Origin of the sequence: Sorangium sp. So ce448 (genome assembly GCF_051520915.1) — a bacterium.
Lineage (GTDB): Bacteria > Myxococcota_A > Polyangia > Polyangiales > Polyangiaceae > Sorangium > Sorangium cellulosum_B.
Map to the genome: position 1 here is coordinate 4,474,460 of NZ_CP150343.1, position 13,200 is coordinate 4,487,659.

General features: G+C 71.0%; 10 protein-coding genes. 7 read left to right on the plus strand and 3 right to left on the minus strand.

Features of this window, described 5'->3' with window-relative positions; all coding sequences use genetic code 11:
- Positions 1 to 40: 40 nt before the first annotated feature.
- Entirely contained in the window at positions 41 to 1,336 is a 1,296-nt protein-coding gene (locus WMF45_RS17040) for a M16 family metallopeptidase (RefSeq protein WP_437717933.1), read from the minus strand.
- Positions 1,333 to 3,141 carry a peptidylprolyl isomerase gene (locus WMF45_RS17045; protein ID WP_437717934.1) on the minus strand — a complete coding sequence of 603 codons (1,809 nt, stop codon included), beginning with the start codon at positions 3,139 to 3,141 and terminating at the stop codon, positions 1,333 to 1,335. Before WMF45_RS17045 ends, WMF45_RS17040 begins: the two co-directional genes overlap by 4 nt.
- A 129-nt stretch (positions 3,142 to 3,270) precedes the next feature.
- Between WMF45_RS17045 and WMF45_RS17050 the strand changes: the two genes are divergently transcribed.
- The 4 genes from WMF45_RS17050 to WMF45_RS17065 all read left to right on the plus strand — a co-directional run bounded on the left by WMF45_RS17050 (position 3,271) and on the right by WMF45_RS17065 (position 6,942).
- Positions 3,271 to 3,780, plus strand: a complete 510-nt coding sequence (locus tag WMF45_RS17050; protein ID WP_012235598.1) for a hypothetical protein — start codon at positions 3,271 to 3,273, stop codon at positions 3,778 to 3,780.
- Between the two features lie 121 nt (positions 3,781 to 3,901).
- Positions 3,902 to 4,285: a PilZ domain-containing protein gene (locus tag WMF45_RS17055; RefSeq protein WP_437717935.1), complete on the plus strand. Its 384-nt coding sequence runs from the start codon at positions 3,902 to 3,904 to the stop codon at positions 4,283 to 4,285.
- A 127-nt stretch (positions 4,286 to 4,412) separates the two neighbouring features.
- Positions 4,413 to 4,838 (plus strand): hypothetical protein, encoded by a 426-nt coding sequence (locus WMF45_RS17060; protein WP_437717936.1) that lies wholly within the window; start codon positions 4,413 to 4,415, stop codon positions 4,836 to 4,838.
- A gap of 10 nt (positions 4,839 to 4,848) precedes the next feature.
- Positions 4,849 to 6,942 carry an ATP-dependent DNA helicase gene (locus WMF45_RS17065; protein WP_437717937.1) on the plus strand — a complete coding sequence of 698 codons (2,094 nt, stop codon included), beginning with the start codon at positions 4,849 to 4,851 and terminating at the stop codon, positions 6,940 to 6,942.
- A 63-nt stretch (positions 6,943 to 7,005) separates the two neighbouring features.
- On the opposite strand, the gene WMF45_RS17070 is transcribed toward WMF45_RS17065, so the two are convergent.
- Complete coding sequence (locus tag WMF45_RS17070; protein ID WP_437717938.1) at positions 7,006 to 8,658, minus strand: hypothetical protein; 1,653 nt, start codon at positions 8,656 to 8,658, stop codon at positions 7,006 to 7,008.
- A 179-nt stretch (positions 8,659 to 8,837) separates the two neighbouring features.
- Here WMF45_RS17070 and WMF45_RS17075 point away from each other — a divergent pair, with 179 nt between their 5' ends.
- From WMF45_RS17075 to WMF45_RS17085, 3 genes are all read left to right on the plus strand, one after another.
- Positions 8,838 to 9,425, plus strand: a complete 588-nt coding sequence (locus tag WMF45_RS17075) for a gluconate 2-dehydrogenase subunit 3 family protein (RefSeq protein ID WP_437717939.1) — start codon at positions 8,838 to 8,840, stop codon at positions 9,423 to 9,425.
- Positions 9,422 to 11,059, plus strand: coding sequence for a GMC family oxidoreductase (locus WMF45_RS17080; protein WP_437717940.1), 1,638 nt, complete (start codon positions 9,422 to 9,424; stop codon positions 11,057 to 11,059). Before WMF45_RS17075 ends, WMF45_RS17080 begins: the two co-directional genes overlap by 4 nt.
- Positions 11,060 to 11,358: 299 nt before the next feature.
- Positions 11,359 to 13,092 carry a sigma-54-dependent transcriptional regulator gene (locus WMF45_RS17085; RefSeq protein ID WP_437717941.1) on the plus strand — a complete coding sequence of 578 codons (1,734 nt, stop codon included), beginning with the start codon at positions 11,359 to 11,361 and terminating at the stop codon, positions 13,090 to 13,092.
- Positions 13,093 to 13,200 lie beyond the last annotated feature (108 nt).

Sequence of the window (13,200 nt, forward strand, 5' to 3'; positions counted from 1 at the left end):
CCGCTGTCGTGGTGCGCCGCGGCTCTTGGCTCGTGCTGGGTCAACCGAACGAGCGGACGGCCTTCTCCAGCTTCGCCTCTTCCGAGGAGCGGAGCAGGCCCACGGCCACCACGGTGAGGCGCTCCGGCCGGAACAGCGCGCGCGCGGCGTCGCGCACGTCGGCGACGCTGACGCGAGCGAGCTCCTCGTGCCGCGCCTCCGGGGTGCGCGTGATGTCGGCGAGCGCGGCGAGCCCGTGGAAGCCGGCGGTCGCCTCGGCGTCGTCGAGCATCGCCTCCACCGACCAGAGGTGGCGGTCGCGCGCCTTGGCGAGCTCGTCCTCGCGCGGGCCGACCTCGGCGAGCTCGCGGAGCAACGCGAAGATCTCCCGGACCACCACCGTCGCGCGGTCGTGCTGGACGCCCGCGGCGATGTCGACGACCCCGTCGTCCTCGTAGGCCTCGAACATCCCCGACACGTCGTAGCAGAGGCCCAGCCGATCGCAGATCCGCTCGTACAGCCGCGTCGACATGCCGTCGTCGAGGACGCGGAGGAGCATCTCCACGGCGGGCTCGCGCGGATCGCGCTCGCTCACGCCCCGGAACGCGATCCGCAGATCGGTCTGGCTCGACTGGTTCTCGATGAAGCGGAACCTCGGCTTCTTCTGCCCGTTGGGCGGGGGCGCGGCGGGCACCTGCTCGCCGCGCGGCATGGCGCCGAAGTGCCGCTCGGCGACCCGCGCGCACGCCTCGGGATCGAGCCGCCCCGCGAGGCAGAGCACCGCGTTCGCCGTCGTGTAGTGCCGGGCGTGGTGGACGCGCAGCATCGGCTCGTCGAAGCGATCGAGCGCCTCGATGTCGCCCGTGATGGTGAACCCGAGCGGGTGTCGCTCGTACATGAGCGCGCGCGCGTTGTTGTCCGCGTCGATGTCGCGCCCCTCGTCGTCCAGGTCCTCGAGGATCTCCTCGCGCACGATGCCGCGCTCGACCTCGATCGCGGTGAAGCGGGGCGACGTGGTCACCTCGCCCAGCAGGGCCAGCACCGGCTCCAGGTTCGTCGGCGGCACGGAGATGCTCATCACGCCGTGGTCGACGTGCGTCGCCGCGTAGAGCGTCCCTCCGAGGCGCTCGAAGGCGAGCGCCTGCGCGTGCGCGGTCGGCAGCGTCGGCGTCCCCCGGAACACCATGTGCTCCAGGAAGTGCGAGATCCCGTTGTTCTGCTGGCTCTCGAACCGCGAGCCGACGCGCAGGTAAAGCGACGCGACCGCCCGGTGGACGTGCGGTTGCGGTACGAGGACGACCTTGAGGCCGTTCGAGAGGACGACGTCGCGCGCGTCACGCAGCGGGAGCGACGTCATTCCCCCTCGTCTTCGAGCGGCAGCGGCGGCTCGCCGGAGCCGTCCTCGGCTGGCTTGGACTCCTTGAGGAGGTTCTGGTCGTACTTCACCTCGCTGCCGATCGTCGACTTCAGCCGGCGCACGTACCCGATGAGCGCGTCGTTCTGCTTCGCGGCGCGCATGGCCGACGTGTAGAACTCGCGATCCTTGTCCCACTGCTCCTGGCTCGCAGAGGTCTTCTCCTTGAGCTGGATCACCGCATAACCGTTCGCCAACGCCACGACGTCCTTGGGCAGGTCGCCCGGCTTGTTGAGCTGGAAGGCGATGCGCGCGGCCTCGGTGCTGTCCCTCGCGTCGGCGATGGGCGAGCCGGAGACGTTGAACGGCAGGCTCGTCTCAACGGTGGGCCGGTTCGGGTGCGTCGCGATCGTGTAGGGAGCTCGCGCCTCCCCGGCCTCGGCCTGGCCACCCTCCTTCGCGCCCCCGTCCTTGTTGCCGTCCTGCTTCGCCGCGGCGCCCGCCTTCGCGCCCGGCGCCGCGGCGCCCTCCTTCTCCCTCGCTTTCGCCGGCGTGAGCTGGGCCATGTACGCGGCGAGCGCGTCCTCCAGCGACTTGCCGCCCGCTGCGGCGGCGAGCACCTGCTTCGCGGCCTCGGCCGCGAGCCGCTCCGACTCGTGGGCGATGTAGAGGTCGCGCGCCGTCTCCTGCCGGCCGATCTTCTCGGCCTCGGCGTCCTTCGCGATCTGCTCGAGCTTGATCACGTGGAAGCCGTCCTCGGTCTCGATGAGGTCCGAGACATCGCCCGACTTCATCTCGAAGAGCTTGTCCTCGACAGGCTTGCTCAGGCGCCCCTTGGCCACGCATCCGAGCTCGCCGCCGCGCGCCGCGCTCGGATCGTCGCTCGCGCTGCGGGCCACGTCGGCGAAGCTCTCGCCCTTCTTCAGGCGCTGGACCGCGCCCTCGATCCGCGCCTTCGCGGCGGCCTTGCCCGCCTCCGGTCCCTGCTCGGCCTCCTCGGGCTTCACCTCGACCCTGAGGACGCGGGCGACGCGGCACTCGGGCTGATACTGCGCCTTCCGCCCCTCCCAGGCCTTGTCGAGCTCTTCTTTGTTGTTGTCGGCCCAGGCCTGGATCGCCTTCTCCGACGTGTCCACGATGAGATCGCTGTAGAAGCGCCGGTCGAAGCGCACATAGGCGAGCGTCCTCGTGGATTTCTCGCGCGAGAACTGCTCGAACGCCTCATTCTCGCCGACCCGGACCCGGGCCCGGATGAGCTCGCGCATCCGGGCGGCGATGAGCTCCTTCCGCTGGTAATCGCGGAAGTCCGTGGGGCTCATCTTCGTGATGTTCCGGATTTGCTTCTCGTACTGCTTGTTGTCGAATTTCTTCGTTTGCCGGTTGCGGACGTCCAGGTAGCGAGTGAGGTCTTCCCGGAGGCTGAGGGCGTAACCGACCTGGCGGATCTTGTCTGCCGGGAGCGAGACATGCACCCTGCCAGCCACGAGCTCGTTCGTGAGCTCGTCGTCCGAGACGCTGATCCCGAGGCGCTTCGCGTCCTCGTTGAGGAGCCACCGCTCGTAGAGCCCCTCCGCCGTGAGCCGCCGGTAACCCATCGCCCGGAGGCGGTTTTCGTCGGGGCTCCGCATCGCGAGCAGGTTCTTCGACGCGTTGAAGTCGATCGAGGAGATGCAGCTGCCTCGGACCTCGACTGCACAGGTGCTCCCGGCCGACTGCACGGGCCCCGTGCTCGGGCGAAACTGGACGATGAAGACGACGGCGATCGCGATGATGATGGCGGCGCCGAAGATTTGGCTCAGTCTGTTCACGAAGGGCTCGCTCCCGGGGCGTGCGCCGCTCGCTCTTCGAGCGGCCTCCCGCCTTGGCCTGGCGCGGCATAGCACGGCGTCGACGGCGTGTCTTTACGGCGGTCGGGAGCGGGGCTAGGGGCACATGCCATGGCAAGCTCGAAGTCACACCTCCCCGATTGCGGCCTCTACCTGACGACAAAGCCGCTCCCCGGAAACGAGGACAAGGTGCCTGCTGGCACCATCGTCTCCTTCCACAACCACTCGGACAACGGTCTGCCGACGGTCACGACGCCCGACCACAACGTTCACAACCGCTGGCACTTCCACGGCCCTGCCGTCGCGTTCCGGGGCACGACGTGGGCAGACTCCCTGCAGCGCCTCCCCGCCGAAGGGTTCTACACGCTTCGCAAGGAGCTCGCGTTCGACGGCGGCAACTGGCCGAAGGGCACGCTCGTGCAGCTCGGTTACACGCAGGCGGGCATGCCTATCCTGTTCATCGCCCGTGTGCGTTCGCGGCTTCAGGAGAACGACCTCTTCTTCTCCGACAAGGGCGTAGGCATCAAGCGCGAGCAGCTGTCCCTGCTCGAGCCCGTCTCCGTCTTCGAGGAGCCGAGCGACGGCTCCGGCCACCAGCCCGACCACGCCGACGCGCACTGACGGCCGCCGTAGAGGGCGCATCCTCGTGCACCGCGCAGGACGCAGCTCCCGTCCATACTGAATATCGACCGGAGCTCACATTTCTGTCCCCGGGCACGGCGTGTGCTTGTAATTTTCTTTCGTGATTCGACGCAGAACCCTCACCCCCCCGTCACTCCAGATTCCGCCTGAGCTCCTGGCCAACCGTCGCAGGAGCCCACGCCGTGAGCTGAGCGAACGGGTACGCCTGGAGACCGGCGAGCGCGCCGTCGCCGGCTGGACGCTGAACGTGAGCGTCGGCGGACTCAGGGTGGTGATAGAAAATTCACTCGATCCCGGTACGGAGCTAACGGTCTGGCTCGACGGCAGAAGCCCGCGTCCAGGTAAGATAATGTGGGTGCAGGACGAGCCCGATGGATCGATCGTGGGGGTGTGTTTCCTGGATGGCCTGGAGGATCGGGAGCGCATCAACGGTCTGGGGGGCGTGGAAGGAGGCCCCTCGAGGTCGCCGCGATCGAGCTCCTGAGCTCACAGGAGCGCGCCGGCGCGCAAGAGCGCCACACCTGGTCGGCGCTGTCGGCTTGACGAGGCACCCGCAATTTTGCGATGGATGTTCCTGCTGACAGCTGGGGGTAGCCGGAAACCAGCGGAAGATGCCGACACCCGCGGAGATAAAGAAGGCCCTGCTCCAGGCCGGATTCGAGGTTTATCGCACCCGGGGCGACGCCGTGCAGGTCGCGGAGCGGGTGCGGGAGAACCTCCTCATGGACTCGGGGATCGTCGTGGGCGCCGAGCCGCTGCGGGTCGGGTTCGTCGTGCGCGCCCAGCGCAACGACTTCCCGGGTGCGGCGGACGAGCAGCTCTTCGAGCGGGCGCGCGGGATGGCCGAGCCCGCCGTGGCGCGTGGCTACACCGAGGCCGAGGCCGCCCTCCGCCACGTCCGCGACCCCGGCGACGCCGAGCGGACGCTCGATACGTGGTGCGAGGTCCACTTCGAGAAGGGCGTGGCGTCGCTCGAGCTCGCCATCAGCGAGGTGGGGTTCGCCCTCTCGCTGGAGAAGACTGCCCTGCCGCGCTGAGCGGTACGCGATGCCTTTTGACCGCGCCGCGAGCCTGCTCGGGCCCTCGGGCCCGTTCGCGCGCGGCCTGGACGGGTACGAGGACCGACAGGGGCAGGTGGCGATGGCGAGCGCCGTCGAGCGGGCGCTCGCCGAGGACCGCATCCTCCTCTGCGAGGCGGGCACCGGGACGGGCAAGACGCTCGCCTACCTGGTGCCCGCGATACTGAGCGGTCGCAAGGTCGTCGTCTCGACCGCGACGAAGGCGCTCGAGGACCAGATCTACACGAAGGATCTGCCGCTCGTGGCCGAGCACCTCCGGCTGGATCCGCGCGCGGCGCTGGTGAAGGGGCTCGGCAACTACCTGTGCCTGCGGCGCTTCAGCGAGCTCCGGACCAGCCCTGGCGCGGGCGCCGGGCTCGCGGGGCGCTCGCTGCCGCTGATCGAGGCGTGGGCGCAGGAGACCGAGATGGGCGACGTCGCGGAGCTCGCCCACCTCGCCGAGGGGGATCCGCTCTGGCGAGAGGTCGCGTCGTCCAGCGAGACGCGCCTCGGCGCCTCGTGCGAGTACTTCGATAGGTGCTTCGTCACGCGGATGAAGCGCGACAGCGAGGCGGCGCGCCTCCTCGTCGTCAACCACCACCTCTTCTTCGCGGATCTCGCGCTGAAGATCGCCGGAGCGCGCCGCGGCTTCGCCGGCGCCGGCGCGCTCCCGCCGTACGACGCGGTCATCTTCGACGAGGCGCACCAGCTCGAGGACATCGCGACGGGCTTCTTCGGCGTCCGCGTCTCTCGCGCGCGGGTCGACTCGATGCTGCGCGACGCGGACCGGGCCTTCATCGCGTCGGGCCTCGCCGATCGCATCCTCGGGCGGGGCGAGGGGACGGCGATCACGGCCGTGGTGCGCGAGTCCGCGGACGCGCTCTTCGATCGGCTCGCCTCGCTGGGCGGCGCCGCCGGCGGCGGGGATCGCGGCGAAGCCCGGAGCCCGCTCGCCAGGGACGCCTGGTCCGGGGAGCTGCTCGACGCGTACCACCGCCTCGACGACCACCTCGAGGCGCTCGCGGCGTACGCGAGCGCGAACGCGATCAGCGAGGCGGTGCAGCTCGTCGGCAACCGCGCCGCGCAGCTGCGGGACGACGCGGCGCGGATCGTCGACCCCGCGACGAACCAGGTCACGTGGGTCGAGGTGCGCGGCCGCGCCGTCTCGTTCGGCGCGTCGCCGGTCGATCTCGGGGACATGCTGCGCGAGCACGTCTTCGAGCGGATCGGCGCCGTGGTGCTGACGAGCGCCACGCTGACGACGGGCGGCTCCGCCGGGGCGGGGTTCCGCTTCCTCCGCTCGCGGATGGGACTCGACGAGGACGTGTCGGTCCCTGTCGACGAGCTCGAGGTCCCTTCGCCCTTCGACTACCCGACCGCCGCGCTGCTCTACACGCCGCGCGACCTCCCGGAGGCGACCGACGCGGCGTTCGTCGAGCGGGCCGCCGATCGCGCGGCCGAGCTCATCGGCATCACGGGCGGCGGCGCGTTCCTCCTCTGCACGTCGATCCGCGCCATGAACGCGCTCGCCGCGGCCCTCCGCGTCCGGCTCGGGCGCGCCGCGGCGGTGGCCCGCGCGGACGGGAGCGCTTCGGGGCGGCAGGCCCCGCTGCTCGTGCAGGGGGACGCGCCGAAGGGCGCGCTGCTCCGCCGCTTCCGCGCAGAGCGGCACGCGGTGCTCGTCGCGACGATGAGCTTCTGGGAAGGGGTGGACGTCCCCGGCGAGGCCCTGCGCCTCGTGATCATCGAGAAGCTCCCGTTCGCGGTGCCGACCGATCCCGTCGTCGCGGCCCGGTGCACGGCGATCGAGCAGGGCGGCGGCAACCCGTTCATCGCCTACAGCGTGCCGCAGGCCGCGATCACCTTGAAGCAGGGCTTCGGCCGGCTGATCCGCGCGCGCACCGATCGCGGCATCGTCGCGATCCTGGACCGGAGGATCCGCACGCGCGGCTACGGCCGCGTGCTGCTCGACAGCTTGCCCGACGCACGCCGGACCGACCGCATCGAGGACGTGCGCGCCTTCTGGGCGGCCCGCGCGGCCGACGCGGAAGCGGAGCGAGGCGGAGCGCCGGCGCGGACGTGAGGCGCGGCGCGAAGGGGCCGCGAGGCGAAGCGCGGGACGACGCGCGCGCTCCGGCGACGCTCGTCAGGGATACGACGTCTTCCCGTAGATGCACCAGGCGCCGCCCTTCCGGAGGGCGATGACCTCGCGGAGCCTGTAGTCCGCCTTGAACCTTGGGTCTTCGTACGAGGCGCGGGAGGAGGGCACCGTGGGGCTCTTGCAGTCGATCGCGGAGGAGATGAGCAAGAAGTAGCGCGGGTTCTTCGCGAAGATCGCGTCGGTGTAGCCGGCCCCGACCTTGTGCGTGTACGCGCCCGGCAGGCGGGAGACCTCGGGGCTGAGCAGCCCGAGCATGTCCACGACCGGGAAGCCCGTGCGGTAACCGACGTAGCCGATGTCGGCGAGCGCGATGGGGCCAGGCTCCGCGTTCTGGACGAGCCACTCCGCGGAGCGCCCTGCGGCGTCGTCCCAGAAGCCCTTGTCGTTGACGAGGAGGTTCCGCTGGGCTCGCACGAGCTCGCCGGCGCGGGTCGCGATCGTGATCGCGCCGAACGCCGCGATCGCGAGCGACGCCACGCGCTCGCGGCGCGCGGCGATCGCGCGGACCGCGTCGTCGGCGAGCAGGAACGCGAACGGCTCCGCGGGCGCGAGGAACCGGAAGTAAGGCATCCAGTCGCCGCCCACGGCGACGACGTACACGCCGAACAGCAGCGCGATCGACGCGATCGCGAGGCCGCTCCGGCGCCGGTGGACGATGGATGAGGCGACCGAGAGGATCCCGAGCCACAGGAAGGCGCCGGCGTGCTGCGCGTACTTGCGGACGTAGTCGCCCCCGCCCTGGATCTGCTGCGCGAAGTCGCCCGTCTTCGCGGCGAGCGTGTTCGGGAGCCACGCGCCGTAGTAGCTGTGCCGCCATACGAGGTGCGCGGCGACCGGGAGCGCGAACGCGACAAGGCGCAGCACGCTCCGGCGCGAGAGCGCCTGCTCCGAGTGCCAGACGACGAGCAGCCCGAGGAACAGCGGCGCCTCCGGGCGGGTGAGCGCGGCGAGCGCGAACACCGCGCCGGACCAGGGGAACCAGGGGAACCATGAGAAGACGAGCGCGGGCCGAGCGCCGCTGTCGTCGCTGGCGGCGTCCTCTTCGCGGAAGAAGAGCTCGGTCCCCGCGAGCGTGAGCAGGAGGAACAGCGGCGTCTCCAGCCCGAACACCGCGTAGCCGGAGAAGAGGACGCTCATCGCGAGCAGCCACGTCGCGAGGCAGGGCACGTTCGAGAACGGACGCAGCCGCCGGGAGAGCAGGTAGGTCGGGACGAGCGCACCTGCGGCGCAGGCGGCGCCGAGCACCTTCGACGCCGCCGCCGGCGCCGCGCCGAGCTTCACCGCCGCGGCGAGGAGCACCGTCCAGAGGAAGTTCGTGTAGCCCTCGACGCGCTCGCCCACGTTGTAAACGAGCCCGTTTCCGTTCGCGAGGTTCTCCGCATACCGGAACGAGATGTACGCGTCGTCGATCGTGAAGCTCGCGACGCGGAGCGCGGCCGCGATCGTGATCACCATCGGCGCGAGCAGCCCGAGCGTGAGCTCCAGCGAGGCGGGGAGGGGAGCGCCAGCGAGCCAGGTTCGAAGATCGCGCGCCGGCGAGCTGTCGCGCTCGGCTCCGGACGGCTCCTCGCCTTCGATGGACTCGTCGTGTCCCACCTCCTCGCTCCTCCCCACCGCGGTCACGGGCTCGTCGCTCATCGGGCGCGGACGATACCGCGATTGTCACAGCCACAACGTCGAGCTGCGTAAATCGGGACAGGATGGTGTGCGAACACCCGCACGCAGTGCGAACGAAATTGCGCACTCTGACTGTAGGGCTACGCTGTCGAGGCAGCCACGGCGACGGCTTCCCGTGCTGACAAGGAAGGAGTCGAGTGATGAGCGAGCTCGTTGCGCACCTGCCCGTGATCGTTCCCGTCGTTGTCCTGGCGGCGCTCGCCCTCGCCGCCGTCTTCCTCGTGCGCAGGGCGTCGGCCCCCGGTGCGCCCTCTCCCGCGCTGTCCGTGAAGGAGCGGGCCATCGTGGCGGCCTGCGCTGACGCCCTGTTCCCGGCCGGGGGCCCGATCCCGGTCTCCGGCACGGAGGCCGGGCTGGTCGAGTACGTGGACCGCTACGTCGCGCGCACACCGCGGCCTCTCCGGCCTTACATGCGGCTGCTGTTCCACTTCGTCGAGCTCTCGCCCTGGGTCTTCGGGCCGCGCCGCGCACGCTTCACGCGCCTCCCGCAGGCCGATCGCATCGCGGTGCTCGCGTCGATGGCGCAGAGCTGCATCTACCTCCGGCGGGTGACGTTCCTCTCGCTCCGGACGATGCTCTCGATGGGGTATCTCGCGAACGAGAAGGTCGCCGGCGCGATCGGCGTCGCCTGCTGCGCCACGCCCTTCGAGCGCCGCGCCGCCGGCCGAGCGGCGGGTGAGCCCGCCGCCGCGGCGCCCCCGTCGCTCGCGCCGGGGGTGACGGCGTGAAGCTCCCCGTCTTCCCGGAGCCGCCTCGCGCCGTGGGCCGCGAGCGGCGCTCGCTCTCCGAGGCGACGCTCCGATCGAGGGGCGCGGTGGAGCCGCTCACGCCCGACGAGCCGCGCTCGCAGGTGAAGGTGTTCGCCGACTACGAGGGCGAGATGCGGGCGTCGTGCGAGGTGCTCGTCGTCGGCTCGGGTCCGGGCGGCGCGGTCGTCGCCAAGGAGCTCGCCGAGGCGGGCCGCGACGTGATCCTCGTCGAGGAGGGGCCGCCGTTCGGGGTGGAGGATTTCCGCCAGGAGCCGGGCGAGTCGCTCTCGCGCACGCTGCGCGAGGGGGGGATGCGCGCCGCCCGCGGGCGCATGCTCATCCCGACCATGCAGGCGATCGCGCTCGGGGGCGGCTCGGTCGTCAACTCGGCCATCTGCGCGCGCTCGCCCGCCTGGGTGTTCGACAAGTGGGCAGAGCGGACCGGCACGGCCTCGCTCACCCTGGACGCGCTGCTGCCCCACTACGATCGCGTCGAGCGCCTGCTCGGCGTCTCGCCCACGCCGATGGAGGTGCAGGGCGAGCGCAACCTGCGCTTCAAGCGCGGCTGCGACGCGCTGGGGCTGTCGAGCGAGCCGACCCACCGCAACGTGCGCGGCTGCCGCGGCTCGGGCGAGTGCTTCACGGGGTGCCGCAACCGCGCAAAGATGTCGACCGACGTCTCGTACGTCCCCGCCGCGATCCGGGCGGGCGCGCGCGTCTTCACAAGCGTCCGCGCCGAGCACCTGCTGCTCTCCGGCAGGCGCGCCGCCGGGATGCGCGGGCGCACGATCGAGCCGTTCACCTGGCGCGAGGGGGCGCCCGTCGAGATACGGGCGGAGCTCGTCGTGCTCGCGGCCGGCTGCATGGCGACCCCGCTCATCCTGCTCCGCAGCGGCGCCGCCGGCTCGAGCGGCCACGTGGGCAACGAGCTGCAGCTCCACCCGGGGCTCGCCATCATGGCGGTGTTCCCGGAGCCCATCGATCCATGGGAGGGCGCGACCCAGGGCTATCACTCGCTCCACTTCATCGAGCAAGGGATCAAGCTGGAGGTCCTCTGGTCGCCTCCGGCCGTGCTCGCCGCGCGATTTCCCGGCCTCGGGCACGACTACCAGCGTCATCTCCGGACATACAATCGGATGGCGCCGTTCGACGTCATCATTGCAGCCGAGCAGTCGCGCGGGACGGTGCGTCCGAAGCGCGGCAGCTGGGACCCGGATGTGCGATTCGACTACGCACCGCGCGACGTCGAGAAGATCCAGCGCGGTCTCGGCATCTTGTCCGACATCTGCTGGGCGGCGGGGGCCTCGTCGATACTGCCCGGGCTGCACGGCGTGCCCGACGAGCTGACGTCGCCGAAAGAAGCCGAGATCCTGAAGAGCAAACGGCTCGACGGGCGCGACACGATCACCGCGGCGAATCACGCCTTCGGTACGGCGCGGATGTCGAGGCGCCCGCGGGACGGGGTGGTCGATGAGGAGGGGCGCTGCCACGATCTGGACAATGTGTACGTCGCTGACACGAGCATCTTTCCTGGAAGTCCGGCAGTGAATCCGATGCTTACGTGCATGGCGCTGGCCGATCGCATCGCATGCGGCATCATCGAGCGCTGGTGATGCGCGCGGCGGCGTGTCACCACAGGAGTCAGTGAGCCAGGGGCGCCACATCCGTCGGGCAGGCACGGCATGTCGCGGACGGTATGTGAGGGGGGCTTTGCACCCGAGAAGGAGGCAACTCCCGAGTTGATAACAGGCCCCCGCGAGGTACAAGTTTAACGGCACGTTTCAACTCGCACGGGGCCGAGCCGTCCGTCCGCCGAGCTGGGAGGGAAGCTTTGGGACCGAACGCAGTTTCAGCTGCAATTCCGCGTGGACAAGCGCGCTCGCCGCATCGCAGCCACAGCCATCACGGCCGTGTGCTTCTCGTCGAGGACGAGCCCGACCAGGCGGCCATCCTCGAGGCGGTGCTGCGCCACGAAGGGCTCGACGTCGTCGTTGCGTCGAGCGGCGAGCAAGCGCTCGAGATCCACCAGCGGACGCCGGCTGACGTGCTCGTCACGGATCTCAACCTTCCGGGCATGACGGGGGTCGATCTGATGCGCCGGCTCTCGCCCGGCGAGCTCGAGGGGCCCGAGCCGAAGGCGCCGCCGCCCCACGTGGTCATGGTCACCGGCGCGGCGTCGATCACCAGCGCCGTCGACGCGCTCAAGCTGGGAGCGGCCGACTACCTCCAGAAGCCGCTCGATCCGGCGCGCCTCGTGCTGCTCGTGCGCGAGCTCCTCTCGTCGCCGCCGACCGAGTTCGACGACGACGACCCCCTCCATGGGCAGCTCGTGTTCGAGGGGATGATCGGCGGCTCGCCGCGGATGCGGGAGGTCTTCACCCGCATCGAGCGCGTCGCCGCGACGATGGCGCCCGTGCTCATCGTCGGCGAGAGCGGCACGGGCAAGGAGCTCGTCGCGCGCGCCATCCACAACCGGAGCCGCCGCCGCGCGGGCCCGTTCGTGCCGGTCCACACGGGCGCGATCCCGCGCGAGCTCATCGGCAGCGAGCTCTTCGGCCACGAGAAGGGCTCGTTCACCGGCGCGTTCGCGGCCGCGGAGGGCAAGTTCGAGGCGGCGGCGGGCGGCACCGTCTTCCTCGACGAGGTGGGCACGATGGACGCGGCCGTGCAGGTCAGCCTCCTCCGCGTGCTCGAGACGTACCGGTTCACGCGCGTCGGCGGCCGCAAGGAGATCGAGGCCGACGTCCGCGTCGTCGCCGCCACGAACAAGGACCTGCTCGACCTCGTCGACGACTGCGTCTTCCGCGAGGACCTCTACTACCGGCTCAACGTGTTCACGGTGACGCTGCCCCCGCTGCGCGAGCGCAGGGAGGACATCCTGCCCATCGCCGAGCGCTTCCTGCTGAAGTTCGCCAAGCGCTACGGCACCCCGGCCCGCCGCCTCTCCGACGCCGCCGTCGAGCGGCTGGCCGAGCACGACTGGCCCGGCAACGTCCGCGAGCTGCGCAACGTCATCGAGCAGACGGCGCTCTTCGCCTCGAACGAGCTGGTCTCGGCCAACGACGTCCAGCTCGGCCAGGGCCGGATCGAACGGCGCTCGGGCCGGCGTTCCTATGACAGCATCCCGTCGGCGAGGGTGGCGGCGCCGGTCGTCCCTGCCGAGCCGGCCGAGCCGCTCTCGGTGCCGATCGTTCATGCCGCCGACCTGGTGGTTCCCTCCGAGCCCGTGCCGTCGCACGTCGGCGCGCAGCCTGTGCCGTCCTCCATCGGCCCAGCCTCGATGCCGCGGAGGCCGGGGGAGGCGGGCACGCACGAGGCCGAGCCGTCGCGGGACGCCGGCGAAGCGGCCGAGCACCCGCTCGTGCTGCGCCTTCCGGTCGGAACGCGCCTGGCGGACGCGGAGCGCAAGCTCATCCTGCTGACGCTCGAGGCGGTGCGCGGCAACAAACAGCGCGCCGCCCGCGTGCTCGGGATCAGCCGCCGTGGCCTGTACTCGAAGCTGCAGGCGTACGGGGAGCACGTGGGGAGCCACGAGGCCCAGGGGCACAGCGAGAGCGCCGAGCCGCAAGACCCGGTCGACGATGTGCCGGTCGTCACCGACGAGCCCGTCCTGGAAGAGCTCGGTTCCGCGCGCGGCGACGCCTGACGGAGCCTCCTTGCCGCTCTGCGCCGCGAGGCCACACCGCGCCGCGCCGCGAGCTCACACCGCCACACCGCAGGTTCGCAGTACCGCAGCAATCACGGGTCGCGCGGG

Coding starts and splice junctions, on each gene's coding strand:
- WMF45_RS17040 (WP_437717933.1), bottom strand. CDS start 1,336: ATGACGTCGCTCCCGCTGCGTGACGCGCGCGACGTCGTCCTCTCGAAC.
- WMF45_RS17050 (WP_012235598.1), top strand. CDS start 3,271: ATGGCAAGCTCGAAGTCACACCTCCCCGATTGCGGCCTCTACCTGACG.
- WMF45_RS17060 (WP_437717936.1), top strand. CDS start 4,413: ATGCCGACACCCGCGGAGATAAAGAAGGCCCTGCTCCAGGCCGGATTC.
- WMF45_RS17065 (WP_437717937.1), top strand. CDS start 4,849: ATGCCTTTTGACCGCGCCGCGAGCCTGCTCGGGCCCTCGGGCCCGTTC.
- WMF45_RS17070 (WP_437717938.1), bottom strand. CDS start 8,658: ATGAGCGACGAGCCCGTGACCGCGGTGGGGAGGAGCGAGGAGGTGGGA.
- WMF45_RS17075 (WP_437717939.1), top strand. CDS start 8,838: ATGAGCGAGCTCGTTGCGCACCTGCCCGTGATCGTTCCCGTCGTTGTC.